The following is a 25,655-nucleotide window of genomic DNA, read 5'->3' as shown; positions in this document are numbered from 1 at the left end:
TTTTTGATTCGCCGGAAGACCCCTTTTTCAGTACTCGGGGACCAGTTAGTGCTCTAGAGTGTGTTATTGTTGGACTCACGGGATATCATAGCGTGGCACAGAAGAGCAAGGATCTTTTGCTCAGTCTGGTAGCATGTTTTTAAGAATGAAAATCGCCAAAAAGAAACGCCGCAGCATTTCTGCGGCGGCGTTAACAAAGATCCAATTATTTCAATAGCTTACAGTGATGCCTCGGAGAATTCCTCGACGGGAGCTTCAGAAGCGACAGCTGCCTCAACTTTGAAACCCAGGGAAGCCACGATCATTTCTGCCTGTAAAAGTGCGCCTACAAGGTTCTTTTGCTCGTTCAAAGTCGAAGAAGAAACCCATAGGTTTTCCAAGCTTGGGATTGTCTGATTCGCGCTCAACTTCAAATCACCATTTCCAGCGATATAAGGGGAGACGAAGATTCTTTCGCTTTTCAAATTATCCAAAGCTTCAGGGTAAGCGCGTTTCACCTGGCGTTTGATTTTTTTCAAAGCCATGCCGACCACTTCGCTGTCTTCTGTGGATTCTGATTCAATGAATGTGATCCATTGAGAAGCTTGAATCATATTGCCGTCAACTTCCACTGCTGGAAGAAAGCGACCCGCACAAGGACCGATTTCGTCTTGAGTTGTGCCGTTTAGGATGTGCATAGCTGTTGAATCAGTCACGGCTTTGCCGTGGCAAATATCAATACACAAAGCCGTCCAATAAGAATTTTTGCTAAGTTTTGCACGAGCGCGCGCAGAGATCGTATCTTCTGGCAACAACAGTGCAAGATCACGAACAGTACCTGCAAAGATAAAGTTCTGAGCGTGAATAGTTTTAGAACCATTCACCGTCACAGAATTTACACGGTCGCCTTCGTGGTGAAACTTAGTCACATAAGAGCGAGGCATGAAATCGCCTGTGAATTTTTCCATCAACATTTGTGCCCATTGAAAAGGCTGCAAGTGCAAATCAATGCGTTTGCTGGAAGTGAAGTAAGACAATTCTTCCCAGAATGCCGGTGGATTTTCGCCGAAGCCCAGGAAAGTTTTAAAGTTTCCAGAGTCGTAAGTGATTGGTGCTTCGTCAGAAACATCAGCGATCACTTTTTGACCCAGAAGATTTTCCAGGAAGCCCAAAGCTTTTTCAGACAGAACTGAATCAGGAACAAAACGGATGCCATTGTTGATCGGGCCAGTGGGGAAATTAATTTGTTTGTTGGCGCCAGCGGAAATATCCGATCCTTCCAACAAAACGACGTTCTTAGTTTCGCGGCTAAGAGCTGCAGCGATGCTAAGACCTGTTAAACCACTACCGATAATTGCGTAATCATAAATATGAGCCATGCAAATACAATCCCCTAGAAGACCGGGACTTTGCAAGAAGGAAGGGCATGAAATTTTAGCTAACGCATTTAATCAATGTGCGCAGGACGGCTCTCACAGCGGGTTTGAGCCAGGAGTGCTTATCGAGTAAGCAAGCAATTGACGGGGAGGTTTTATAATAGAAGTAAACGAATTTACGACCTAAAAACGTTTCTTTTAAAACCTGGTCACGGAACATTCGCAATGTTTGAACTTCGAGAGCCTGAGGACCGAACGCAGAAGTTGCAATAAAACAGCGTGGTCTTTCTTTGTCAGCCAGCTTTAAAAAGTTCTTAACGATATTTGGATTTTTGGCAGAGCGAACAAAAGATTCGGCCTTTTTAATAATATCCGGATAAATCGGTGTGAACTGAACAAAGATGGCTAGTTGCTTGGCCGAATTCTGCATGCGTTCGTGATACTTGTCATGAGTGTCATAGATGCGCATTAAATCCCAATACACTGATGCCACAACCGTAAGTTCGGTATGACGGGCGCTTTCTTTGAAGGCTTCGGGGCGAAGTTTTTCGCCTTTTTTAACCTCAAAAACGATATCTAAAATTTTCAGATATTTTTCATAAGCAATCGCGGCTTCCGCATAAAGCTTTTGTCCCATAGAGTTGCGTGCTTGCTTGATCAACATCACGCGACTTTTCCAAAGTGCCAGGCGATGTTGTTCGCGGGCGCGTTCCTGCGCCATCAACACGCCACCACTGCTGGTTGCGGCGGTTCTACGTAAATCAGAAATACAGCCCGCACACACCTCGGATGGCAAATTAGCTTCGCCAGCTTGTGCAAGCTTCGCCGATAGATCTGCTTCTATCGGGTGTAATTCTGTTACTTGAATTCCGCAACGCGGGCATTGAATCATAGGCATCCTTGCCCATTGAGGGCATACCTAAGTATTTTACGTCTCAGAACTGATTTAAAGCAAATTCATTGGATCAATATCGACGACAATTTTTACTCCCGAGGGGACCCACTCCTGGTCCCCAAGGAGTTGGCGGGAAAACGGATTCGTGACAGACCCCTGTGACGATTTTACGAGGAGATGATATCGGAATTGTCCTCGCAACTTCGCCAGTGCGGCCTCCGCTGGACCTAAAATTTCGATAGATTTGTACTTCTCAATTTGAGCCTTTAGGCTGTGAGCACGTCTCGCTAAAAGTCGAGCTGTCTCTTCAACTTTCCCTAGATGAGTTCCTTGAATACGGAAACTGACCAATCGGCCCACAGGTGGATAATTCAAAGCCGAACGCACATTCAATTCATTCGCAGCGAAACCTTCGAAGTCATGATGTTGAGCGAAAGTCAGACTGTCGTGCTCAGTGTTGAAAGTCTGAATAATTACAAGGCCCGGGCTCTCGCCCTCTTTCACATGGCGTCCACTGCGACCACTCATTTGAGTGATCAGCTGAAAACTTCGTTCGGTGGCGCGGAAATCAGGAAGATTGAAACCCACATCGGCAAGAACAAGTCCCACAAGTTTCAATTTTGGAAAATCTAAACCCTTAGCGATCATTTGTGTGCCGACCAGAATATCGATCTCACCACTTTCCATGCGAGCGATCAGATCTTCAAGATCGGCGCGATTTTGAATTTCATCACGATCAGCGCGAGCGATAACTTTTCCTGGGAAAAGTCGTGCAAGATCAGTTTCTAAAAGTTCTGTTCCCAGTCCAATGGCTTCCAGCTCGCCCTCTTTGCAGTCAGGGCATTTCTTTTTCATCTGTTCGTGATAGTCGCAGTAGTGACACACCAGATGCGAACCCGCGTGCAGAGTTAACGAAATATCACAATTGGGGCATTCGCGAGTATGGCCGCAGGCCGGGCACACCACCATTTGGGCAATACCACGACGATTTAAAAAAAGAGCGCTTTGATCACCGCGCTCTAGGGTTTCGCGCATCCGCTCAAATAGCTGTGGACTCATCCAGTAAGGAAGGTGCGAGTATTTCTCGATCAAAAGTTTCTGATGATCGTCATCAGCTTTTAGTTTTCTTAGGTCGATCACTTCCACATCGGGCAGTGCTCTTCCGGCGACACGATTTTTCAGTGGATGCAGAAAGTATCTGCCCTCTTGTGCATTTTTCCAGGTCTCCAAACTTGGAGTGGCCGAACCAAGCACGACAGGGCAGTTCATGATTTTTCCCATCATGACGGCAGCATCGCGACCATTGTATTTTAGTTTCTCGTCTTGTTTGTAAGACGGCTCATGCTCTTCGTCGACAATAATGATTCCTAAATCAGGAACCGGGCAGAACAATGCAGATCTCGCACCAATCAAAATAGATTTGCGTCCTTCTACAACATCCCACCACTGATTGGTACGTTCGCGATCGGTCAATTGCGAGTGCAGAGCTGCGATTTTATCACCAAAGCGACGCGCGAATCGTTGTATCAATTGTGGCGTCAGAGAAATCTCTGGAACCAGCACCAGACCGCGTTTTCCTTCTTTTAACGCCTTATCTAAAAGGCGCAGGTAAACTTCAGTTTTTCCGGAGCCTGTCACACCAAATAACAAGTGCGTGGAAAAACCCTGATGAGCAGCGATGCCGTCAATGCTGGTTTTTTGTTCCGGAGTTAATTCAGGAAGTTTATCGCTTTCAAGTTGCGGAATGACCGGAGCACGTTTGCTTGCCCGTTGTTTTTCCGTTTTCTTAAGCGGAGGAAAAGCAGATTGAACCACCTGACCCACCGGGTGCAGATAGTAATTACCCAGCCACTCCAGCCACTTTACGAAAGCGTCAGGAAGGGGAGCGTACTCCTCGTCGATGGAATCAATGGCTTTAACTTTAAATTCGGGAACTTCTGTCGTGGGCCCAAGAACAAGACCCTTCGTTTTTCTTTTTCCGAGAGGAACGTTAACCAATTGGCCGCGAATCAGAGGCTCAGCGTAGCTGTATGTCAAAGCCTCTGGAAGGGGAGCATCAACTGCAACCTTCCAGAGAGAAGCTTCGCTCATCTAAACCTCGAATAGAACTCAATGATCGCGTCCCTAGCTGACAATTTTTCCAAACCATCAAGCTTGGTGTTGATATCCAAGGAGCTGGGCTGGAATTGCGCGACAGCCGTTGCGGGGCGGGCAGAAGCACTGATCAGGCGAATGGTCGCCGTGTTGTTGCCCCAACGAACCGTGCGTGTGCGAGGGTAGTATAGACCCTTAGCGAATTGGTTGTAGTTATCAGCCGTCATTTCAACCTGGCTTGGCAGGCGAATTTTACGAATGACGAATTGATCTTGTTCGATCCACAGACCCGGATTGCCGTTTTTATCGTCTTCAGGAGTTGGCGTTCCAAAGGCATAATTCACGACGCCGCCAGTGCGAGAATAACGAACCCAAGACTCTGGTTCATATTTCACATCTTCGCCCTTTTTAGCAAGAATGCGTTTTGAGTAACCACCATGAGGAATAATTTTTAGTTGCGCCAGGTTGTTTGCGAAAACTTCCGGGCTGCGGAAATTTAAATACTTTTCCAAAAAGTCGTCTGGAGTTTTTTCGCTTTTCTTAGCGCCGTTGATAACCGTGTAGCGTTGTCCACCTGCATACAGGAATTGCATGCGGAAGTTGCCTTGAAGCTCTTTGGTACCAGTGACTGTCAGACGCATGGTGCGATCGTTGTCGATCAACCAAGTTTCACGCACGTGAATTGTGTCATCTCCATTCGCAAATTGAACTTCTTGTTCGATGGCGTAGATACCACTGCCAGCGTTGTCAGAAGTTTTTTGCAAAATGGTTCTTGTTGGCAAAATGAAAGCTGAAGCCAGCACCGGACTTAAAATTCCAACAAGTGATGCGATTAATATTTTTCTCATACAGTCCTCGGTTCACGCGATTCCGATTTGATCGGAACGCAGATTTTACTTAAGAGTTTTTGCCAGCTCAACGATGTACGCTTTTAGATCCGTGCTGAGTTCTGGATTTTTCAAAGCCAGTTCAATGTTCGCCTGCAGATAGCCCAGTTTATCACCAGCATCGTAGCGATCGGCAGTAAAAGTCATCGCATTAAGACCTTTTTGTTCGCACAAAATCTTCATACTATCGGTTAATTGGATTTCACCGTTCAAAGATGGTTTTGCATTTGCCAACAGATCCATGATGGCGTTGTCAAAAACATAGCGACCCGGCAGAGCCCAGCGGCTTTTTGTTTCCGTTGGCTTAGGCTTTTCCACAAGTGAAGTTACTTTGAAAAAACCTGGAGATTTTTCTTCAACTTCAGCGATTCCGTATTTGGAAACGTCTTTTTCAGAGACCTTCATGATCGAAATCGTGGAAGTTTGAGTTTCTTGAAAAGATTTTACCAACTGAGACGTCACGTTGTCCTGGCCATTCGCTTCCATCGTAATTTCGTCACCCAATAGGACCGCAAATGGATCTTTGCCGACGATCGGCAGGCCGCAAAGGACTGCATGCCCCAGGCCCAGGGCTTGTTTCTGACGAATGCTGATGATGTTCGCGGCATCGCGAGCCTTAGTTACGCGTTCTAAAAGCTTCTCTTTTCCGTCTTTATGAAGTTTGTCTTCTAGTTCGTAAGACATATCAAAAAAGTCTTCGATAGCGTGCTTGTTGCGGCCGGCGATAAGCACGATATCTTCAATACCGGCTTTGATCGCTTCTTCCACCACATAAAGAATGATGGGTGCATCCACGATGGTTAGCATTTCTTTCGGAACTGTCTTCGTTGCGGGAAGAAATCTGGTACCTAGACCTGCGGCTGGAATTATTGCTTTTTTTACTTTAGACATCCTCTTAAAATCGCAAACGTTTCATTCTAAGACAAGCTATAATAAACCGTGCTGAAAATGGGGTCCAAATCTGTTTTTTACCAGAGAAGTTCCCTACGTCGTGGTAAGGTTTAACAACGGGGGAATTTCCATGAAAATGCCAAACAAGCCAACAACGTTGAAGGTTGCTGGGGTCATAGCTGCCTCATTGGCTCTTGTTGTTTCTTTTCAAAACTGCGGCAAAGCAGGTTTTGACTCATCCCTTGACGACGTAGCTGACTACTCCAGCTTGGACGCGGCGCTCGTTTCTAAGTACGGTTCACAAATGGCCGGAAAAATTTCTGGGATCCCATTTGCATTCGATGGTGGATTTGACCAAATTGCCTATAACTCCTGCGCTGAGCCAGGAACTCTGCCAAGCAGTAGCGCTTACTATTCAATTCGTGCAGGTGCTTACCAGACTGCGGGTATTACGATTCCTGCAAGTTTCTATTCCTATGTTGATGCTAATTTTAGCCCGATTTATCCAGCCAACGCCGTTTCTAAAGCCCAATACGCAGAGTACTTGGGTGACTCGCCAACGAACATCAATGTGATGCCGACAATGGCAATCCGTGACCGTTCAAATTTGAACAGCGTTTATTCTGCAACGGGTTCTTTGGCTTTGAATACAGATGTGATTCCAATGGCTGACGTTTTGTCTTCAACGTATATCATGGATACGTTGTTGAATAATCGTGGGGCTTCGGTTCGCTATTTTCCGTTCTCTACGAACACTCGCACTCTTGAAGCCAACATGAAATTTAACTCGGATCAAAGCATCTCCCAAAGCTTGCGTGATATCTTGCAAGTGCAAGGTCAGATGACGATGACCTATTTAAATGATTCCACAAATATCGGCAGCGTAGTTTCTGCAAGCACAACAAACAAAGCTTTGGCTTACGGTCGCGGTTACCGTTTCTCCTTCGGTCAGGCCGCGGGTGTTTCCAACGGTTTCTCTCCACTGAATGTGTTGCAAACTCTGCAAGAAGTTGATCTGAGTTCCGGTAATGTGATTGCGAACTGGAATTGTAACCGTGTTTATAAAGTTTATTTGAATCGCGACTTGGCTTCTTGTGCTCCTCATACGGAGGCACAAATTACTGCCAGCGCGGCTTTGCGTGCGGAAATCGACATTGTTCGCCGCCAGTTCCCAGCTCACCAATGGGATGTTAACGTGACTCAAGGCTGCTTGGTTCCTAAAGCAACTGTGCCATCATGCTATACTGAAAATTTGGTGAATGGCGTGGCCCAGGGTGTGGAATACAGTGCGGGTGCTGCTTGTTACAACCCATTGATTGGTACTTCCGCAGCTTCATATCCGAACAGTGTTATTCCGACAAAACGTTGCGCAAACTATGCAACGATCTGTACAAAATTCTAATTAGACGCCACTTGCGAAGCTAAGAGCTGATGCATGTTTTGTGGATAAGGTTTAATATATTTCAAAGGGTCGACCATTCGGCCCTTTATTTTTAGGGCGAAGTGCAAGTGAGCCCGAGTGCAGTAACCTGTACAACCCACCTCGGCGATTTTATCTCCGGCATTTACCATCAAGCCCTCGCGAATTCTGCGATCGATTTTATACAGATGGTTGTACGAGGACTCGATGCCGTTTGAATGGCGAAGTACGATGAAATTCCCCGCCGCATGATTATTTCCATAGCGAACCACTTGGCCCTTGCGTGCGGCTAAGACCGGGTCTCCAATCGGCAATTCAAAATCAACGCCCAAATGCGGAACTCTTTTACGAGTGATGGGGTGCAATCGGTTCGGCTGAAAGGTGCTGGCGATTTTGATGTAATTAACGGGGGAGTAGAAGGCACGCTTTTCCTGCAGATCCTGATCATTAAAGAACACGCCGCCATCTTTAGAGCGAACGAATTTTTTGCGAACTATGTCGCCATCGATCTCAAGCGAAGTTTGCAGAATCTCTCCGTATTTTACGAACAAACCGCTCTCATACTTCTTTTCAACTGTGAACCAGAAAGGTGCGCCTCGGCGCAGTTCTTTTGCGGATTTTATATCGAATACATAAGCATCAGTGAAGCGGGTTGCCACCCAGTTGCTGTTAACTTTGGGAAGGATAGAACCCAGAATAGATCCGTGAACTTTGCCGTCCACTCTAAGAACTGTAGTCTTAAATTGCGGCTTGTAAGGAGCGGCCTGAATCACACCATTCTTTTTTAAAATGCGAAAGGCATCAGAAGTTTGAGAGTCGAAAACTCGAAGTTCTACTTCGTTCTTATCGCGACGAACCAGATAACGTGTATCTAAAGTCAGAAACAAACGACGCAGTCCAAGATCAGATGCCAGAACTTTTTCGCGTTCACGTATGGAAAAACCCTGTTGGCGCAAAATATTTAAAAGATTATCACCGGAACGAATTTGTTTGGCCGTAAAGTTGTTGGCGCCAGCATGAACTGATTGATAGTATGTGAGCACTAAAATGAATGTGCACACGATGCGTGCGAGGTATTGATTCATGCTCCATCCTTTGAGCTTTGTAAAAAAACTTTCTGTTTTTCTCCTCATATATGTTAGCTCGAACCAAGCAGTGGCCCAAGTTTATAATTCTTCGGCGTCAGTAGCAGCGGGTGGAACTGGACGTGCGGCTGTGGAGCCCGGTGATGCTAGTTTCCTGAATCCTGCATCCATGGCTCATTTAGGGGGACGTTTTCTTTTTACATCTTTCGCAGATAAAGAGTTCGCAGCTTTTTTGAGTGATAACACAAAAGAAAGTACGCTTCCTGCGGCGGCTGCGTATGTGCAAAAATCCAAGATGACTAAAACTCTTGGTGAGTTGAATGAACACGATATCGGCATTACATTGGCAGAGTTCTTTAAAGATAAATGGTCCGTGGGTTTGACGGGACATTACCTTGAGCAGACTCTTGCTCAGGGTAGCTATCACTCAGTCAACGGGGATTTGGGCCTTCTTTACACGCCGATGTCAGACATGGGTTTGGGCCTGGTGGTCTATAATGTTTTCGGTGAAAACAATAATACGGCTCCTGAGGAGCTCCGCTATAAAACCAAGGTGGGCGGCGGATTTAACTATATTTATAAGGGAATGTTCCGTGTTCGCGTCGATGGAGATTCCGAGGGATACGCTGGTTTGGGCCTTGAAACCTTCATAAATCGCTTTATAGTGTTCAGATTCGGCTATTCTGACGATTTTGACGACTCCAGACCCCTGGTTTCGGCCGGTATGGGGTTTAGCGGTCCTCGCTTTCGTTTAAACTATGCCTATTTCGGAAATACACAAAAATCATCAGATTATAGGCATTCGATTGACTTGATTATTCCGTTTTGATAGTTAACTCGTTCCGTCTAGCCTATCCCGGCTTTGATGGGATAATTGCGCACTTCGGCACGGCCGGAGTTTTAATAAATATTCCGGGGGTAAACCGTGGCTTCTAAAACTAAAAAAACTGAATACATTCGCGAAAAGAAAAAAACTACTAGCGGTAAAAAACGTAAAGCAGCAGTACGTACTAACGGTACTACTAAATCTGCTAAAGTTCTTTTCAAAGACTAATTAGCCTCAGTCTTTAAAAGTAAAAAGCCTTTGGGTTCACCAAAGGCTTTTTGCATTTGTACAGTTTGTTACAAGAGATTAGTAGCTACCTTGTAGCTGTCCTACCGAAGTCCTTAGGCGACCCTTCACTTCTTGAACGCCACCTTTCAAGTCCCAGCTAAATGGTATTTCGACCCAGCCTTCTTGGCCTGGATAGAATCTCCACTTTTTAAGAGCAGCCAATGTTTTTGCATCCAGATTTCTGAAACCTGTCGATTGCTTCATACGGAAGTTTACAGGCGTACCATCTTTAGTTATGTAAGCTTCAAAGCTTACGCGACCTTGATTGCCTTTCAGGCGTTCCTCTTCACTGTATTGAGGACGTGGATTTCCAGGCATCTGTTTTAATTGATCTAAACTTCTGACGCCTTCAGCAGCGCCCGCAACTTCCTGACCTGATTTTTCAAGTCCATTGTTGCCGGCCCCGGCACCTTGTTTTTCACCTTTACCAGGACCATCGCCACCTGCGCCGTCAGCACCTTGTGCCGCATTGGCAGCGGCAATCGCAGCTGCACGTTGGGCGGCTTTTTCGCGAGCAGCAGCTTCAGCAGCGGCTTTCTCGGATGCTAGCGCCGAAGCAACCGCTTTGGCGTTTTTATGACGAAGATTCTTTTGAGACTCCGCAAGAGCTGCAGAATCAGCCTGATTTTGATCTTCAACGGATTTTAGAGACCTTTCTTGATCAGCAGAAAGAGCTTCTGCCATCGCATTCATTTGCGATTCTTCAGCGGCAAGTTTGCTTGCGTGCTTACTGTCGATCTCATCGAAGTCCTGATTGAAGTCTTCACCTAATTTTGCTTCAGATTTTTGATTCGCGATCTCTCCCTCATCAAGTTCGGGCGAGTTGATATCATCAATCGACATAGGAACTGCGGCAAAATTTGTTTTTGCAGGAGCAGATTTAGCAGCTTTATGACTAGATGGTTTTGCGGCAGCTACTGCTTTGGGCGCAGCTTTTTTAGGTGCTGACTTTTCGATAACAGGAACTGGTTCTGCAATGACTTCAGGAGCCGCCACTACCGCAACTTCTGTAGGTGCCGGAGCCGTTTCAACTGGAGTGACTGCGACTTCTTGCACCTCTTTTACAGGTAATTTTTCTGGAAGAGCTGCTGGTGCACCACCTTTCGTGGGTTCTACTGGAGCACCTTTGGTAACTTCGTGAACTGTTGGCTCTTCAAGCTCGATCGTAATTGTATCGGTTTTGATCTCGTTCACCAAAGGCACGCTGATGACTGCAACTGCGACAGCTGCAGCGATATGCAGAGCCACTGACAAAGTCATAAAGCGCGGGGATTTATTCGCTTCTGGTGGGCGAGGTGTCGGGATTTTCAGGTCGGGAATAAAATCGAGTTTTGAGGTGTTATACGAAAACAAATCGAGCTGATTCTCGGGACTTAGTTCTTCGTTACTTTTATCGAAACCCATAAATACTCCTCTGACTATAGGGGGAGTATTATCAATTCCCAGGCCAGCTTGTGGAGGTCCCTGTTTAAGTTGGGACGGGTGACCTGGGTAATTTTTTCATGACTGTTACTCTGGCAGTAACCCGTCTGGGGAGACACCGCTGTTGATGGCAGCAGCGATTTTAAGATGTTCTGCGTGGCCAACGATCTTTACAACCTCACTCATATCCAGTGGATCGGGGTGGGTGATTTTGGCTTTTTTCAGTTCCAAAATTCTTCTGTGAGAAGACTCGAGTTGTGCTTGATCCAAAGTGCCTTGAGCCACAGCGCCTAAGATTGCTTCGACAGCTTGCGGAGGTACGTCGAATTCATTGCAATACAACAGCAGATCACAGCCAGCTTGAAGAGCGCGAACCGGAATTTCATCAACCCCATAGTGAGACGACATAGCCTTCATTCCCAAGTCGTCAGTGATCACTAAACCTCTATAGCGAAGTTCTTCTTTGATCATTTTCTTAACGAAAATTTCTGACAAAGTAACCGGCCACTCAGGATCGATTTTTGGGAACATAATATGGGAGGTCATCACCATGTCGACGCGGGACTTGAACGCTTTTTTGAATGGAATCAGTTCACAACTTTCCAGGCGTTCTTTATCCAGGTTTTCCACAGGAAGATCCTCATGGCTATCAACCAAAGTATTTCCGTGGCCAGGGAAATGTTTTGCACAAGTGATTACGTCAGCTTTGATGTAACCGCGAACCAGGGCAGATGCATGTTTAGCGACAGACTCAGGATCGGAACTGATCGAACGATCGCCGATGACTTTGTTTGCTTCATTGGTGAAGACGTCAACCGAAGGCGCAAAATCCAAATTGATACCAACGGCCTTCAATTCCTGACCCATGCGATTTGCAAAGTGAAAGGAAACTGTCGGGGCATCCAGATCACCCAATTTACGAAGTGCCGGCCAAACTGTGAACGGCGGTTTCAAGCGGTGGACTCGGCCACCTTCCATGTCTATCCCGATAAACAGCGGAGCCTTATCAGCCTGCATATGACGTAGGGACTGAATTTCAGCGCACAGGTCATGAACCTGTTTTGGTTCAGCGACGTTACGACCAAACAGGCATATACCACCGATGTTGTTATCGACGATGAATTTCTTTTCGTCGGCAGTCAAAGAGTGACCTTGGATACCGATAAACATGTGCTGTCCGATGATTTGCTTGATTCCCATAGTTATTGACCCGGTTCATTTTCTGGTTGAGTGGCTGGAGTGGCGCTAGCTGGAGCCGTTACTGGTGCATTAATTGTCGTAGTTGGTAGTGTCGCCGGTTTTGCTTTCTTGCCTTGAGCAACAACATTTTGAGTGCCCGCCGGAACTCCCGCAAACAATGTTTTCAAAATAGTTGTACTGAAAGATTGGCCATTCGTTGCTTCTGCGGCGGTGGAAACCAGTTCCGTGGAAATTCCCGTACCCATTGCATTCGTCGCAATGACTTCGCCCCGATCATTTACGTAGCTGAGGAATTTAGCGTCTTTAAAGGTGTTCAGAATTTTAAATACTTTAAAGTCATTAAAGATCTGCTCTTTGCCAACCAGAGCTTGCCCTTTGGAGATGCTGGCATCTTCCTCGGCGATGGCTTGGTATTCGTATTTTGTTTCAGAACGAAGTCCGTCTTTACTTTTCAGCATCAAATAAACCAGAAATGTTGAAAGGAAAGTCCCTTTGGGAATTTTCTTTTCAATTTTGGAGGATTTGCCGTTGTTGCTAACGATTGCCGTCATCGCTCCCGCTTTGAACTTGGCGTCGATCGTTTTAGATTCTTTGCCAGACAGCGATGTGTATTCGTAAGAGATCGGAGCAAGTTCGGAGTCCGCGAAAGCTTTTAAACTTTCTGTGGTTTCAGTGGGACCTTTTCCGGTTTTGATAAAGTACGTGGAGATAAATTGTTTTTTCTTGTCGTCAAACTCGTAACGGCTGACGACGTACCCGATATGGGCGTCGTTCGCGTTAATTTTTGAATATCCCTCAAACAACACAGCTGCGTTGGAAACCAGCGGAGCAGTAAAAATTGAGAAGCCAATAAGGGCAGAGAAGTAATTACGGACCATCGTCGAGATTCCCCTTAGTTATCATGGCTAAAAGTCTGTCATCTCACTATAGAACAAGTCAAAGTTTTCAAGGTCGAGTTATTGCCTCCGTGCAATTGATACGAGACAATTGTTTTTAACCACATGATGAAACTGCGTGATCAACTTATTCGAAGACTCAAAAACCCTCGCGGTCAGGTTGCGCTATTTGTCGCCTTGATATTTCAAATTCTGTTTATCTTCTTTGCTATGGTCATCAACGTGGGCTTGTTGGTCCATCACAAAATCAACTTACAGAATTCCGTGGATCTTGCTGCCTATTACGGCGCAATGAAGCAAGCGGAGAACATGAATGCGATCGCACATATCAACTATCAGATCCGTCAGAGCTGGAAGTTACTGGCTTGGCGCTATCGTATGGTTGGTACGGCCGGGGATATGTCGGAACATCCGGTCGATAAAAACCCAGCTAATAATTTGCAGATCGTGCCGGGGCGCGCGGATACTGATGATACCAATCCCGCAGCCAAAGACTTTTACGATGCACCATCTTTTTGTGCGACCTATGTTCCATTCAAACCGATGCCGAATGAGAATACCTGTAGAGATTTAAAAGGTATGAGCGGAGTTAAAGTATTCGGACCAACCCCAACGATTGCTGGTTTTCATAGTGTTAACGTTGCGATGACAAGTATATCGGAAACATTTCGAAACTTAGCGTTTGAGCGTTGTCGTTATTTTGGAGCCTTCAATTATCGACTGCTGGCTCAATGGGTGGTGGGTTACAATATGGACCAAGCAGATAGGATGTTGTTGATTTCAACAATTTCCAGATCCATGAGTAACGAGACAGAAGACTTTTTTGATCTTGATGGTGAATCAGTTAAAAAGGGCATCAAAGCAACTTTGGATAACAATCTAACCGCTGCAAATAAGGATGGGTTGCAGTCATTTAAAGTTTATAATTCTTTGGGTGCTGATGGGTGCAATAATCCTGCAAAAGATGAATTGCCTGCAAAATGGCTCGTTCCCATTCGTATAGCACCAGCATTTAGTTATGTGGATACGGTCTGTAATGTCGACCAAAACAATATTGAACGCGTACCAAGAGAACTCGCATCGGATCGCAATAACTGGCCTGCTGAAGTTGTAAAAAACCAAGGGCATGCATTATGGAGAGATATTTCCGAGCTCTCTCAGTTTGTCGGACTTCGCAGTCAGATTGAAGATCCTTATAATTACTCAATGGGTGTCGAGAAGAATCCATGGTGTATGGCTTATGTTGGTGTTTCGGCTGTCACTCGTCCAAACATTCCCTTTTCTCCTTTGGGTGCCGTTGATTTAAAAGCGCGTGCGTTTTTTAAACCGTTCGGAGGCAGAATGGGCCCTTGGTATGAATCGCAATGGCCTAGCGGTTCCGAAAGATCTGCAGGTGGTAGTAAGATCGATGCAAATCTTCCCCCAAGAATTTATGACACTGGCAATATCGGCGATCCAAAGGATCCAACTCGTGCAGGAAATTACAGCCGTTTCGTGGGTGATCAGTACGGTTTGAAAAGTCGAAATCTTCTATATCAATTTGGTCGCGCAATTTTCAAATTAGATCCGACTTGGGACAAACGTACAAAGGACAATCCTGATTTTCAAGATACCGCTCCCAATTTTGGTCACTGGAATCAATTGCCGTTTGAATTTGCTAAAAAAAGTAATGGCAATGGAGATCTATTGGCTTGGAGCGAGGAAGTAAAAGGTCCTTCTCGATTCCGCGCCCTGGAACTTTTAGCAATTCTTCCTGACCAGTTCGATATGGCGTACTACTCTATCGAGCCGGATTTTTATCATAACTATTATAAGCGCATTAAAGAAAAGTTTATGCCGAAGGCGAACCCTGGTTTTGATAAATCCATTCGTCCCGATATTGGCTATCACAAGGACTACAAGCAGGGCGATGTGAACTTGGAAGAGTTCAGCGTGAAAGACCAATATAAAGTTTTAAAGAGCAAAGAGATTCAAACACTAGCGTTAGATATTGATCAAAAACTGACCTATCTTTCGAAGGATTGGAAAAACGTACTTACGGGTTGGGCTGACAACGGCTTGTTGGACTACTCCCTGAATACGGAGAAGCTGGGTAAGTGCACAGTAGAGCCAAAATACGATGGTGAAACTCCTGTTCCGCCAACTTCTGGCAATTGTATTGTGGGCGGGACCTCGGGTTATTCCGTCAAAATGATCTCCTCTGATTATTTGAATTCTGAACTGCAATTGGGTGGGGATAACTCCGGCAAGGCTAAAATCAAAAATGCGCCTCCCTCAGACTTCTAGCTCACTCGTAAATTCTCAAATTGAGACAGTTAAGATTCTCTGACTTTTGTCCGAAAAGAGACAGGTAGGGGAATATCTATGAGAAATGCGATAACTCGCGTGTTTACTATTCTTTTTGCGATCTCATTTGCAGGTGGGAACGTTTATGCTCAAACTGAAAAAACAGTTCCCGCAAGTGATGTAGGTTTCGCTAAACCGAAGCAAATTGCTGCTGCTAATTCAACTTCTGCGCCAGTAACATCGCTTGATTCAAGCGTAGCCGCTGATACCAATGAAGCGACAGCTGGTGGTTTGGAAGCCGTTAGAAAACAATTCGAAAAAAATTTCAGTGAGTTGGTCGGATTAAGTGGCGCATTCATCGAAGACAACCAGATCAAAAATGAAAAGGCTGCCTACAACGAGTATATTGGCAACTGGGACACTTGCGTAAAGGGTCAATCAGTAGCTGCGTATGCCTGTCTGTCAAACTTGAGTCCTAAAATTCAGGATGCCGTAGCGGCACTGAACGTCTTGGGGACAGTGGCAGGTGCCTCTGGAGTAAGTGATTCATGTAGTGCTTTTGGTAAAGGCATGGGTGTTGCTCAAGCAGCTTTGACAGCTTATACGGCAGCTTGTGGTGCAGCTAAGGGTCACTGCGGATGGTACTGTTCCAACACTAAAGAAGCCGTTGCAAACATGCAGAAGGCAGTAAAAGCTTCTTCTCCTGTTTGCAAAAATCCCCAGGATCCAAACTGTGTATCTCAAATCGCACGTTACAGAGATTTGCAGGCTACGATTTTGAATCTTATCGGTAAAGAACTTCAGACTGGTGACATTCAATCTATCGCTGGAAAATCGCAAGTATGTACAAGTAAATATCCTCAACTTCTTGCTTCAGCGGCATCCGGTATTTATGGCGTGGTGAATGCCTTGAAACAAGGTAAGAGCTGTGAGGAGGCGACGGATTCGTCTGCGGGAACTGATGTGGCGACGACAGCAGAAACTTGTAAGATTGAAGCGAATGCAAATCTTCCAGAGTGTATATGTTTAAAAAATCCAATGCTTGAAGGTTGTGGCTCTATTGCCGCGAGATCTACAATGAGTTCTGCTGGCAGTGGTTTGTCTGCACTTTCAGCGACACCGGCTTCATCAAGCAAAGATGGGTTGACGGCGGCTGATTTGGCGACGGGCAATACTCCTTCAACAACAGCTCGCTCACCATCCAATGATTCAGGCAGTAGTGGTGTTGGTGCTCCCGTTGGGGGTGGCGGCGCAAACCTTGGTGGTGGCGGAGGCGGCAGTGGCTCCGGCGCCAGTGGTGAAGATAAATCAGGTCATAAAGCTCTCGATACCAACATCTTAGCTGGCTCTAGCGGCGGCGGAGGTGGCGGTGGTTGGGGTGGTGGTGACTCATCCAGTGATAAGTCAGGTCTTCGTGGTTACTTGCCTGGCGGAGCAAAAGATCCAAAAAAGATGGGTGGCGCGCAACAAAATTGGGTTAAAGAAGTAACTGGTCAGGGTGGTAAATCGAACTGGGAAAAAGTTCGTGATCGCTACCAGGATAATAAATCTTCTTTACTAAATAACTAGGAGACGACATGACAGTATTTAAAACGATTACTAAATCGGTTTGCAGTCTTAGCATCGCGTTGTCTCCTGCGTATTCTTTCGCAGCAGAAACGGGGGTGGAAAGTGGTGCGACAAAAACCACGACAATTCCCGCAGTGAATAGCTCTGCAAATAGCAATGGTAGCAAGAACAATTCGGCACAAGCTTTCAATGCTGTTGCGAGCGCAACGGAGTTTGCAGTAGCAGCACAGAACTGGTCCCGATGTCCTGAGGATGGCAGTGCTTGTGCGGTAGCAGCGCTGTTTACAGCGATGGGTATCATGTCCATGAAGCAGTCGAAAGCTAATGGACAAAAAGCAGGTGAGTCTTATAACACCGCTGACTTGTCTGATGCCTATGGAACCGGAAACTATAATTCTGGATTGGCATCCGGCAGCAGTTCTGATCCTGACTATCAGTCAAATGCATCAGTTGGCTCAAGCTATATGAAAAAAGCGGAAGCCGGCTTAAGTAGTCTAAAAGCGCAAGGACTGGTCAATAGCTCTGCGACGAAAATTACTTCTCCAGATGGAAAATCCTATAATGTGTCCGATCTTAGTTCAGCGGCTGGTATGGCATCTGCGGGGATTCCTCAAGGTGCTATCGATGCAGCGATGGCGACTTCGAAGGACATCGAAAAGAAAGCCTTAGAGAAAGTAAAAATCGGCGCATTGACGAAAGCGCAGGGTTATGACGAAAGCTCTGGTGGAGGCGGCGGCAGTCGCTATCCAAGTGGTGATGGCAGCAGTGGAAGTGGTCCCTACCCCGGTTATGCGGGTGCTCGCGGGTCATCAAGTTTGTTGGACAAAGATAATTCAAGACTAGCTGCAGGCATGAGTAAGAACTATCACGGCGAGCCGATTGGTGTCGCCGCAGACAGTATCTTCCTGATGATGAGCCGTCGTTATAAAGTCAAAGAGAGCCAAGATTCTTTCTTTGGTGTCTCTGATGTTGATTTGAAAAAATAATTTAAAGCAGAATCGTGTTGTTGACGGTCGTGCCGTCAGCAACATTGACACCGTCTCCGATGATCACGTTTTCCAACGTACAATTCTTACCAATCACAGTTCCTGGCCCGGCACTTACAAATCCAGAAAATTTAGATTCGTTATCGATGATGGCTTCAGAAGAAAACTGAAGGTTTGCTTCATTGAATCTTTGCGTGATGACTTTTGATGGTGAATATTGAGCGAAGGTTTTTTCCAGCGCTTGCTTTTCATGGCCGTTGGGACCGAGCAATGCATTTATGCAGTACTTCGTGGCTTCAATAAGATCAGTAGGGTTACCAGTTTCGAACCACGTGCATTCTATTGGATAAACTTGGGCTTTTTCCCCACCATTTACCGCCGCCATAACAGCATCATTGAAAATATGCGATACTTCTTGATTCGGAAGGTAATTGAATATTTTTTCCGAAAAAATTTGAACGCCGATGTAATGCCACCCTGTTTCGCTGCCTTCGACTTTGGTTTTCCCAAATCCTTTTATGCCATTATTCCCGTCTGCCCAGATTCCACCGAACTGTGTGCCAACACTGGGATGTGACATCACGAGCACCGTCGTCACAGCTCCTGTTGAGCGGTGATTGGCAAGGGCTTTCTTTAGAATTTCAGAGTCTTTCGGAAGAATCACGGTGTCGGCGTTCATCAAGATGAAGTCTCCGCCATTTCTGAAATGACTGCGAACCTTGTTCAAGCCGCCACCACTGTCCAGAATTTTTCCCACTTCGTCTGAAAATACCAGCTCGTTCGCTTGATGATTAATCTTGTTGAACAGTGTGTGGATCTTTTCTGGCAAGTGATATGTATTCACCACAAGTTTGTTAATCTGAATTCCTTGCAGAAACCCCAAAGCATGCGCCGCCAACGGTAAAGTCAAAAACGGAATTGCAGGCTTGGGAAGTTGAGTTGTATGGGGGCGAAGGCGAGTGCCTTCGCCAGCTGCAAGGACCATTACATTCATAAAGAATCGTACTTTCTTTCAAGAGCGCCAGAATCAATCAAGATATCAGCAAACACTTTGTATTCTGGAAACTCGTTAATCGCTTTCATCACGCGACGAAGAGTCCCGGAAAGATATTTCAAGTAACGACGATCTTCGCGTTGGTGGAAGAAGCTGGCGAAACTGCCGCAAGCTTTAAAGCAGCGCTGAATAGACTGAAGTTCATAGATGCGATCAAAATGTTCGCGCGAGAAATCTTTTGGCAAGTACTGCTTAGATTGCTCCAAGTAGTAATTGATCAGCTTTGCGGCCATTTCGTCGCTCATATCGACGTATGAGTCACGCATAAGGCTTACCAAGTCATATTGGATCGGTCCCAGGCGCGCATCCTGGAAATCGATCACATGAACTTTATCGAGTTTAATCATCACGTTGCGCGAGTGATAATCGCGGTGAGCGATGCGCTTTGGTTCCGCATCCAAGCGTGAGCAGATATCCAAAAAGATATCAGAAATTTCTTTATTGGATTTTTCGTTGAAAGGAAACTTCAATACGCCAGCCAATAAATTGTCCTTGCCGTAGTTCATTTCCCAAAGAAATTTTTCAGTATCAAATTTCATCTTAAAGGCAGAGCAGTTCGGATCGTGATCAAGCGTTGCCTTGTGATGGATCTTAACAACCTCATCGACTGTCAGCTTGTACCACTCCATTGAGGACTCGTGGCTTTGGCTTTCCCAGAATTTTCTTTCAAGCATCAAATCGCCCAAGTCTTCTTGAAGGATCAATCCTTCGCTGGGTGACATCGCAACGATTTTAGGAACGTGGATACCGTTTTTGGCAAAATGATTTAGAACGCTCATCAGCGGGTAGTTCGCGGGATCAAATGGCTCCCAGCGCATAAGCACCCATGATTGATTGTCATGTACCACGCGGTAATAGCGACGATTCGAGGCATCTCCTGCAAGAGAAAATACCTTGAATGCGTCTGTAGATAATGAGCGGCTTAAAAAAGAATTTAGAAATTCATCGTGAGTGACCATAAGAAAAATTCTCACAGACACTCCAAGTTAATTCAAGAACTTATGTCGATGCCGGGTCTTTCATAAAGAACAACTCCAGGACTTCTTTCAGGCCTTGAGTTGTCAGTGGAGCGCGGTCCACTTCAAAGCAATTCACAGAGGCTTCATCAATCAGATTGGATGCAAGACCTTCTGTTTTTGCGAGTTCTTCAAGATTCATAGCGGAGCTTGTGATAATCAATGGTTCATCTGGCGAATGCTCTTCACCCAGATACTCCAGTAAAAGCTCTTGCTCAGCAGCGTTTAGAGACTCGATGTTTTCGATGAAAATTGTCATTTCACCCATTTTCGCGATATCGAAACTGGAGTGAAGTTGACCCTTGATGTCGTTGAATGGAACAAATGCCCAGCGGCCTGTTAGCTCATGCAACTGCAAAGCGACTTTCTTATTGGTTGTCGGCGTTTGCCCTTCCAGATGGATCAGGTGGGATAATAATTCTTTCGACAGACCTTTGGCCAGGTCTTTAGAGGAGTCTTCCAGCAACTCATCAATGCTTGGCAGTTTGTCATCGCCGAAGACATGAAGGTTTTCAGTTTCAAAATTGGCTTTGCTGATTTCGACTAAGTTGGATTCTTTTTGTTCCAGATACCATTTATAAAGGGCTGGCTCTAAAACCATGCGAATCAATTGCGTAACGCCCTGGCGTTTTTCAGCATTTAAATCGTCAGCACCCGGAACGATGGCGGTACCCAACAGAGCACCGTTCACCTTGATAGGCACATGAAAATCCACCCCGCGCAAATATGTATCTTCGTGCGGTTGCACGGCAGACAGATCCATCAATTGACGGATCAGCAGCTCTTTTCCATAGCGAGTCTCAACAAGATGCTTAAGACGAGATACAAATGACGAATCCAAAGTTGTAGTTTGCATATTACCAACACCCCTTAACAGAAACCCTAATATACAAGAACAATACCAACTGTCAGGGGAGGGGGTAATTATCGGTGAAATCAGCTACTTAAGTGGCTTTTGGGAAAAGAAAAAGGGCCTTGAAGTTGTCCTTCAAAGCCCTCTATTTTTAGTTCAAATAGGTAAATAATTTAGGGTGCTTGCCCAATTATGCGCGAGCGATCTTACGCTTATCCAAGCCGTATTTTTCGACTTTCATGATAAGACCTGCACGACTGATACCCAATTCTTTAGCAAGTTTCGATTTGTTCCAACCTGTGCGGCGAAGACCCTCACGGATCATTTCGCGCTCTAGATCTTCCAAAGCGTCTTTCAACTTACCTTGCAAACGGGAACCTTGAACTTTATTTTTCTCACCAGCTTCCAAAATTTTTGGGGAAAGCAATTCACCCATCAATTTTGATTCTTCGCCGGAAAGAACACAAAGTCTTTCAATTTCATTTTGCAATTCACGAACGTTACCTGGCCATGGATAGTCGTACAATTTTTCAAGAGCACGTTTCGTCAATTGGTGTTTTACACCACCTTGAGCTTCATGGATTTTGTTCAAGAAAAAATCCGTCAAGAACGGGATGTCTTCTTTACGCTCGCGAAGAGGCGGAACGCGGATGTTGATAACATTCAAACGATAGTACAAGTCTTCACGGAATGTACCTTGCTCGACCATCTCTTTAAGGTTTCTGTTCGTCGCCGCAACGATACGAACGTCAACTTTTCTCATTTCAGTCGCACCAACTGGAGTGAAAGTGCCTTCTTGCAATACGCGAAGAAGCTTAACTTGCATTTGTGGAGATGTATCACCGATCTCATCCAGGAAGAAAGTTCCTTTGTCGGCCATTTCGAAAAGACCTTTTTTGTCCTTCAAAGCGCCGGTAAATGAACCCTTCACGTGACCGAACAATTCTGATTCCAACAAGTTGTCATTGAATGCAGAACAGTTTTGAATAACAAACGGCTTGTCTTTGCGGTGAGAGTTATAGTGGATCGATTTAGCGATCAACTCTTTACCCGTACCGTTTTCACCTTGAACAAGAACTGTTGAATCTGCACCCTTGATTTTATCAAGCAAAGCGTACAGAGATTGCATTGGTTTGGATTTACCGATCATGTTGTCGTATTTAAATCTGTTACCAAGCTCTTTATTCAATTCTTTGATGCGATCTTCACGAGAAGAGATCTCAAGGTGAAGAGTCACGATCTCTTGAGCAACCAATTCACAAACCTCAGTGAAGTGTGTGCGCTCATGGTCATCCATGAATTTCAATTTACCCAAGCATTTTTCAATCACTTCGCCAGACATACCGAAAGCTGCTAGACGCTCACGAATTTCTGTCATACGAGAAGAGAAATTCGCTTCGCGGAAGAAGCCCATCGCCACAACCGTACCAACGCAATCATTTTCGATCATGATTGGGAAGACACCTACGTCGAAACCAACCATGTCCCATTTGCGCAGGGAGAAGCGGTTTTGAGAAGTACGAAGATCATCAAGTGATTTAGTTACAAGCTCAGCAACGCTAGCTTGGCCAGCTTCTTTATTCATCAAAGCTGCAATAGCAGGATTGTTGAAGCCCGCTTTACCGGAGTCGAACCCTCTAAGTGTCCCGCGCTCATCAGTGAATACAACGTCAATGTTCCACCATGCGCTAAGGATATGTTTGAGTTTTTTAATAACATGTATATGTTCAAACTCATCCCAATTAATCATTTCAAACTCCCTTTCAATTTTCTGTAACTTTCAAACTGTCGATATTTTTATCGTCAAGAAACTAGACGGACTTGAGGGTTGTGTCGAAACATCATGCAATTCAGTCTTTGGTCTAGTTCAAACCGAGACGAGAAATTGAAAACAAACTGAATATCTTCGTAATTTCCGATGTTTAATGGCTGACTCAAATTGAAACGAAAATGTGATGTGCTATCTTAGACGAATATGAAATGTCTAATTCTTGTTACTTCAATTTTTCTGTTTTCATCTTTTGGATTCGCCAACTCGGAAAAATGTCAGCCATTCGATGAAAAGATTTTGAACCAACGGATATTTATCACGCGTTGTTTTTCGAACAGTTTTTATTCACAAAGTTTAAAAAAGAAAGTCGAATACAACGTTATTGTGCCTCCAGGATACTCGCCGGATGGGGGGTCGTCGTACCCTTATGCGATCTTTTTGCATGGCAGGGGTGGTGACAAAGATTCACTAATCTATACGGGTGGACTTGAATCCTATGACAAAGTCGTACGTGAGGGCGGCAGACCCTTTTTGATCTTTGCTCCCAATGGACAGAGTCACTATTGGATGAATGGTGCAATTTCTAAAGTGAAGACGGCCGACATGGTGACTAAGGATCTGATTAAGCACATAGAGAAAAAGTATCCTGTCGTTAAGAATGAACCTTGTGATCGCGCTTTGTTTGGAATTTCCATGGGTGGCAACGGGGCTTTGCAGTTGGGGCTAAGCAACCCCAAGCTGGTGTGCACAGTTTATTCAATGAGCCCCGTATTTCGAACGCCAGCAGAGATTTGGACTCCCAATAGCAACAGCTCGCAACCCAAAGAAGACTATTATTCCTATGGTGTGGGAAAAGACTTTGAAGAGCGCAGTGCCCGTCATATTTGTGAGAAATTAAAAAAACCCGGCAGCGACCGTTGTTTGCCGTTTAAAAACTTCCGTCTGGAGATTGGTTCAAAAGATCCATTTCTGAATGACACTCCGGATACTAGGAAGTTCATCGAAGAGCTTAAGAAAGCTCATCCAGAGTTTGAAATTGGTATTAAGGATTGCGGTACAGACAACTCACATGCGACATCATATTGGAGTTGCCGTATGCCGCATGTGATGAAGTGGCTTTCAGAACAGTTTAAGTAAATTAGTTGTGCTGAAGGCTGTGGAAGTTATGGTACTCGCCTTTTAGTGAAAGAAGGCTTGCATGAGTGCCAATTTCCACGATTTCGCCGGCTCTCATCACGACGATTTTATCTGCTTTTTGGATTGTCGACAGACGGTGAGCAATCACCAAAGCCGTACGACCTTCCATCAAGTGATCAAGGCCTTTTTGAACTTCAATTTCACTGGCAGTATCCAGTGCGCTTGTCGCTTCATCCAGAATCAAGACTGGTGCATCTTTGAACATCGCGCGCGCAATACTCACACGTTGTTTTTCTCCACCTGAAAGCAAGTTTCCGCGATCTCCCACGCGGCTTTGATAGCCTTGAGGAGTTTTCATGATGAAGTCATGGGCGTTGGCAAGTTTCGCCATTTTCTGAACGTCTTCACGGTCACGGTTATAATCACCGGCCCAGATATTCTTTTCGATTGTATCGCTGAACAAGAACACGTCTTGAGTTACCAAGGCGATATTGCGGCGAAGTTCAACCAAGCCAATGTCTCTGATGTTCACGCCATCAATCAGAATTTCACCAGATGTGGCATCGAAAAATCTTTCAAGCAAATTGACGATCGTAGATTTACCGCTGCCGCTGGCGCCGACTAAGGCAACCACTTCGCCGCGATTGATTTCAAGGTTTACATTCTTAAGAATCATTTCCTTGCCATACGCAAAGCTCACGTCTTTATAAACAATTTTTTTCCAGTCCTTAGGGAAGGCAACTGGATTGGCAGTTTGAGGAACTTCGGAAGGGTTGTCGATGATTTCAAAAATACGACGAACTGAAATGACGACTTCTTGGATACGCACGTAAGCTTCCTGAATTTTTTTAATCGGAGCATTGATCATCAACAACGAGGCGATGAAACCAATAATATTACCGGCAGTGCCACGGCCAGCGGCGATTTCGTAACTGTTGTAGATCAAGATCATCGGAATTAGGGCTGTCGCGATAAATTCAGTCGCAGGGCCCGAAGCCTCTTGACGTTTGTAAACGGTCTTACGGATGGAAAGATAGTTTGCGCCCTGATCTTCCAATTTCTTAGCCATGTCTTTTTCAAGATTGAATGACTGAATAACACGAACGCCGTCCAGGCTTTCTTTGATTGTGGATGTCATGTATTCCAGAGCTTCACGTTCGCGGGGAATATACTTGCGCATGCTTCGTGCGATGGACTTCAAGATAATTCCGATCACCGGTGCGATGATAAGAACAGAAAGAGTCAGCTTCCAGTCGATGATAATCAAATTGATCAGCAAGCCAACAAGCAATAATGGATACAGGAAAATATCGGCGATAACACGCAAGCCATCTTGAATTGTTTTAATGTCATTCAAAATCCGGCTGATCAAACCACCAGAACCTGCTGCGTAGTTATTATGGAACGACAAGTTTAAGGTCATGAATTTGTATTGAAGTTTTTCGCGGATGCGGGTGACCACGGCTTCAGAAATATAATTCATGTTGTAGATATGGTAGTAACGAGAGAGCGCTTGAATGAAGCCAAGACCAATAACGATGGGTACTTGTTTCATCAATTCTTGCTGATTGTTCGCAGAAAGTGCGTCGAAAAGGACTTTAGTTAGTAAGGCTACGCGAGCTGTTGCTAGGGCATTCAGGATTCCCGTAATTGCCACCACAGTCATTCTGCTTTTGTGAGGTTTAATTTCTGCAACTAACTTTTTGATTTCAGGTAGCATTCCA

The 25,655-nt window shown here is 45.3% G+C and carries 21 protein-coding genes; 7 read left to right on the top strand and 14 right to left on the bottom strand.

Annotation, left to right across the window (positions count from 1 at the left end; genetic code table 11):
* Positions 1 to 218: 218 nt before the first annotated feature.
* Genes DOM22_RS19210 through galU form a run of 5 tightly spaced genes read right to left on the bottom strand, consistent with a single transcriptional unit; the run spans position 219 to position 6,122 of the window.
* Complete coding sequence (locus DOM22_RS19210; protein ID WP_142701926.1) at positions 219 to 1,358, bottom strand: NAD(P)-binding protein; 1,140 nt, start codon at positions 1,356 to 1,358, stop codon at positions 219 to 221.
* Positions 1,359 to 1,413: 55 nt separating this feature from the next.
* A complete protein-coding gene (locus DOM22_RS19205) occupies positions 1,414 to 2,253 on the bottom strand; it encodes a CFI-box-CTERM domain-containing protein (protein WP_246845761.1) in 840 nt (279 codons plus the stop codon).
* A 48-nt stretch (positions 2,254 to 2,301) separates the two neighbouring features.
* Positions 2,302 to 4,341, bottom strand: coding sequence for a primosomal protein N' (gene priA / locus DOM22_RS19200; RefSeq protein ID WP_142701924.1), 2,040 nt, complete (start codon positions 4,339 to 4,341; stop codon positions 2,302 to 2,304).
* On the bottom strand, positions 4,338 to 5,192 hold the full coding sequence (locus DOM22_RS19195) for a hypothetical protein (protein WP_142701923.1): 855 nt from the start codon (positions 5,190 to 5,192) through the stop codon (positions 4,338 to 4,340). Before DOM22_RS19195 ends, priA begins: the two co-directional genes overlap by 4 nt.
* 45 nt (positions 5,193 to 5,237) lie before the next feature.
* The gene (gene galU / locus DOM22_RS19190) at positions 5,238 to 6,122 is read right to left on the bottom strand and encodes a UTP--glucose-1-phosphate uridylyltransferase GalU (RefSeq protein ID WP_142701922.1); all 885 of its coding nucleotides are present in this window, start codon (positions 6,120 to 6,122) and stop codon (positions 5,238 to 5,240) included.
* Positions 6,123 to 6,252: 130 nt separating this feature from the next.
* Here galU and DOM22_RS19185 point away from each other — a divergent pair, with 130 nt between their 5' ends.
* Positions 6,253 to 7,524 carry a hypothetical protein gene (locus DOM22_RS19185; protein WP_142701921.1) on the top strand — a complete coding sequence of 424 codons (1,272 nt, stop codon included), beginning with the start codon at positions 6,253 to 6,255 and terminating at the stop codon, positions 7,522 to 7,524.
* Here DOM22_RS19185 and DOM22_RS19180 read toward each other — a convergent pair.
* Positions 7,521 to 8,627: a M23 family metallopeptidase gene (locus DOM22_RS19180; protein WP_142701920.1), complete on the bottom strand. Its 1,107-nt coding sequence runs from the start codon at positions 8,625 to 8,627 to the stop codon at positions 7,521 to 7,523. The two genes, DOM22_RS19185 and DOM22_RS19180, sit on opposite strands and share 4 nt — an antisense overlap.
* Here DOM22_RS19180 and DOM22_RS19175 point away from each other — a divergent pair.
* Positions 8,626 to 9,456, top strand: a complete 831-nt coding sequence (locus DOM22_RS19175) for a hypothetical protein (RefSeq protein ID WP_142701919.1) — start codon at positions 8,626 to 8,628, stop codon at positions 9,454 to 9,456. The two genes, DOM22_RS19180 and DOM22_RS19175, sit on opposite strands and share 2 nt — an antisense overlap.
* A gap of 96 nt (positions 9,457 to 9,552) precedes the next feature.
* Positions 9,553 to 9,681 (top strand): hypothetical protein, encoded by a 129-nt coding sequence (locus tag DOM22_RS20175; RefSeq protein WP_255490115.1) that lies wholly within the window; start codon positions 9,553 to 9,555, stop codon positions 9,679 to 9,681.
* 78 nt (positions 9,682 to 9,759) lie between these two features.
* Here the strand turns inward: DOM22_RS20175 and DOM22_RS19170 are convergent, their stop codons facing one another.
* The 3 genes from DOM22_RS19170 to DOM22_RS19160 form a co-directional block, all read right to left on the bottom strand.
* Positions 9,760 to 11,145 (bottom strand): energy transducer TonB, encoded by a 1,386-nt coding sequence (locus DOM22_RS19170; RefSeq protein WP_142701918.1) that lies wholly within the window; start codon positions 11,143 to 11,145, stop codon positions 9,760 to 9,762.
* Positions 11,146 to 11,250: 105 nt separating this feature from the next.
* Complete coding sequence (nagZ, locus tag DOM22_RS19165; RefSeq protein WP_142701917.1) at positions 11,251 to 12,363, bottom strand: beta-N-acetylhexosaminidase; 1,113 nt, start codon at positions 12,361 to 12,363, stop codon at positions 11,251 to 11,253.
* A gap of 2 nt (positions 12,364 to 12,365) precedes the next feature.
* The gene (locus DOM22_RS19160) at positions 12,366 to 13,241 is read right to left on the bottom strand and encodes a hypothetical protein (protein ID WP_210415654.1); all 876 of its coding nucleotides are present in this window, start codon (positions 13,239 to 13,241) and stop codon (positions 12,366 to 12,368) included.
* 123 nt (positions 13,242 to 13,364) lie between these two features.
* Here DOM22_RS19160 and DOM22_RS19155 point away from each other — a divergent pair, with 123 nt between their 5' ends.
* From DOM22_RS19155 to DOM22_RS19145, 3 genes are all read left to right on the top strand, one after another.
* Positions 13,365 to 15,545, top strand: coding sequence for a TadE/TadG family type IV pilus assembly protein (locus DOM22_RS19155; RefSeq protein ID WP_142701916.1), 2,181 nt, complete (start codon positions 13,365 to 13,367; stop codon positions 15,543 to 15,545).
* 78 nt (positions 15,546 to 15,623) lie between these two features.
* On the top strand, positions 15,624 to 17,114 hold the full coding sequence (locus DOM22_RS19150) for a hypothetical protein (RefSeq protein WP_142701915.1): 1,491 nt from the start codon (positions 15,624 to 15,626) through the stop codon (positions 17,112 to 17,114).
* An 8-nt stretch (positions 17,115 to 17,122) separates the two neighbouring features.
* Positions 17,123 to 18,100 (top strand): hypothetical protein, encoded by a 978-nt coding sequence (locus DOM22_RS19145; RefSeq protein ID WP_142701914.1) that lies wholly within the window; start codon positions 17,123 to 17,125, stop codon positions 18,098 to 18,100.
* Position 18,101: 1 nt separating this feature from the next.
* Here DOM22_RS19145 and DOM22_RS19140 read toward each other — a convergent pair whose 3' ends face one another.
* The 4 genes from DOM22_RS19140 to DOM22_RS19125 form a co-directional block, all read right to left on the bottom strand.
* A complete protein-coding gene (locus DOM22_RS19140) occupies positions 18,102 to 19,094 on the bottom strand; it encodes a sugar phosphate nucleotidyltransferase (protein ID WP_142701913.1) in 993 nt (330 codons plus the stop codon).
* A complete protein-coding gene (locus DOM22_RS19135) occupies positions 19,091 to 20,128 on the bottom strand; it encodes an aminoglycoside phosphotransferase family protein (protein WP_246845760.1) in 1,038 nt (345 codons plus the stop codon). Before DOM22_RS19135 ends, DOM22_RS19140 begins: the two co-directional genes overlap by 4 nt.
* A 25-nt stretch (positions 20,129 to 20,153) precedes the next feature.
* The gene (locus DOM22_RS19130) at positions 20,154 to 21,026 is read right to left on the bottom strand and encodes a hypothetical protein (protein ID WP_142701912.1); all 873 of its coding nucleotides are present in this window, start codon (positions 21,024 to 21,026) and stop codon (positions 20,154 to 20,156) included.
* 187 nt (positions 21,027 to 21,213) lie between these two features.
* The gene (locus tag DOM22_RS19125; protein ID WP_142701911.1) at positions 21,214 to 22,773 is read right to left on the bottom strand and encodes a sigma 54-interacting transcriptional regulator; all 1,560 of its coding nucleotides are present in this window, start codon (positions 22,771 to 22,773) and stop codon (positions 21,214 to 21,216) included.
* 225 nt (positions 22,774 to 22,998) lie between these two features.
* On the opposite strand from DOM22_RS19125, the gene DOM22_RS19120 reads away from it, so the two are divergent.
* A complete protein-coding gene (locus DOM22_RS19120) occupies positions 22,999 to 23,931 on the top strand; it encodes an alpha/beta hydrolase family protein (protein WP_142701910.1) in 933 nt (310 codons plus the stop codon).
* Between the two features lies 1 nt (position 23,932).
* Here the strand turns inward: DOM22_RS19120 and DOM22_RS19115 are convergent, their stop codons facing one another.
* Complete coding sequence (locus tag DOM22_RS19115) at positions 23,933 to 25,651, bottom strand: ABC transporter ATP-binding protein (RefSeq protein WP_142701909.1); 1,719 nt, start codon at positions 25,649 to 25,651, stop codon at positions 23,933 to 23,935.
* Between the last annotated feature and the right edge of the window lie 4 nt (positions 25,652 to 25,655).

This window comes from Bdellovibrio sp. ZAP7 (genome assembly GCF_006874645.1).
Taxonomy (GTDB): domain Bacteria; phylum Bdellovibrionota; class Bdellovibrionia; order Bdellovibrionales; family Bdellovibrionaceae; genus Bdellovibrio.
Note: the sequence above shows the minus strand (reverse complement) of the source record. Positions and strands in the feature narration are given on the sequence as shown.

Bases quoted from the DNA above. Each gene is read 5' to 3' on its own strand.
- DOM22_RS19210 (WP_142701926.1), bottom strand. From the start codon at position 1,358: ATGGCTCATATTTATGATTACGCAATTATCGGTAGTGGTTTAACAGGT.
- DOM22_RS19205 (WP_246845761.1), bottom strand. From the start codon at position 2,253: ATGCCTATGATTCAATGCCCGCGTTGCGGAATTCAAGTAACAGAATTA.
- priA (WP_142701924.1), bottom strand. From the start codon at position 4,341: ATGAGCGAAGCTTCTCTCTGGAAGGTTGCAGTTGATGCTCCCCTTCCA.
- DOM22_RS19195 (WP_142701923.1), bottom strand. From the start codon at position 5,192: ATGAGAAAAATATTAATCGCATCACTTGTTGGAATTTTAAGTCCGGTG.
- galU (WP_142701922.1), bottom strand. From the start codon at position 6,122: ATGTCTAAAGTAAAAAAAGCAATAATTCCAGCCGCAGGTCTAGGTACC.
- DOM22_RS19185 (WP_142701921.1), top strand. From the start codon at position 6,253: ATGAAAATGCCAAACAAGCCAACAACGTTGAAGGTTGCTGGGGTCATA.
- DOM22_RS19175 (WP_142701919.1), top strand. From the start codon at position 8,626: ATGCTCCATCCTTTGAGCTTTGTAAAAAAACTTTCTGTTTTTCTCCTC.
- DOM22_RS19180 (WP_142701920.1), bottom strand. From the start codon at position 8,627: ATGAATCAATACCTCGCACGCATCGTGTGCACATTCATTTTAGTGCTC.
- DOM22_RS19170 (WP_142701918.1), bottom strand. From the start codon at position 11,145: ATGGGTTTCGATAAAAGTAACGAAGAACTAAGTCCCGAGAATCAGCTC.
- nagZ (WP_142701917.1), bottom strand. From the start codon at position 12,363: ATGGGAATCAAGCAAATCATCGGACAGCACATGTTTATCGGTATCCAA.
- DOM22_RS19160 (WP_210415654.1), bottom strand. From the start codon at position 13,241: ATGGTCCGTAATTACTTCTCTGCCCTTATTGGCTTCTCAATTTTTACT.
- DOM22_RS19155 (WP_142701916.1), top strand. From the start codon at position 13,365: ATGATGAAACTGCGTGATCAACTTATTCGAAGACTCAAAAACCCTCGC.
- DOM22_RS19150 (WP_142701915.1), top strand. From the start codon at position 15,624: ATGAGAAATGCGATAACTCGCGTGTTTACTATTCTTTTTGCGATCTCA.
- DOM22_RS19145 (WP_142701914.1), top strand. From the start codon at position 17,123: ATGACAGTATTTAAAACGATTACTAAATCGGTTTGCAGTCTTAGCATC.
- DOM22_RS19140 (WP_142701913.1), bottom strand. From the start codon at position 19,094: ATGAATGTAATGGTCCTTGCAGCTGGCGAAGGCACTCGCCTTCGCCCC.
- DOM22_RS19130 (WP_142701912.1), bottom strand. From the start codon at position 21,026: ATGCAAACTACAACTTTGGATTCGTCATTTGTATCTCGTCTTAAGCAT.
- DOM22_RS19125 (WP_142701911.1), bottom strand. From the start codon at position 22,773: ATGATTAATTGGGATGAGTTTGAACATATACATGTTATTAAAAAACTC.
- DOM22_RS19120 (WP_142701910.1), top strand. From the start codon at position 22,999: ATGAAATGTCTAATTCTTGTTACTTCAATTTTTCTGTTTTCATCTTTT.
- DOM22_RS19115 (WP_142701909.1), bottom strand. From the start codon at position 25,651: ATGCTACCTGAAATCAAAAAGTTAGTTGCAGAAATTAAACCTCACAAA.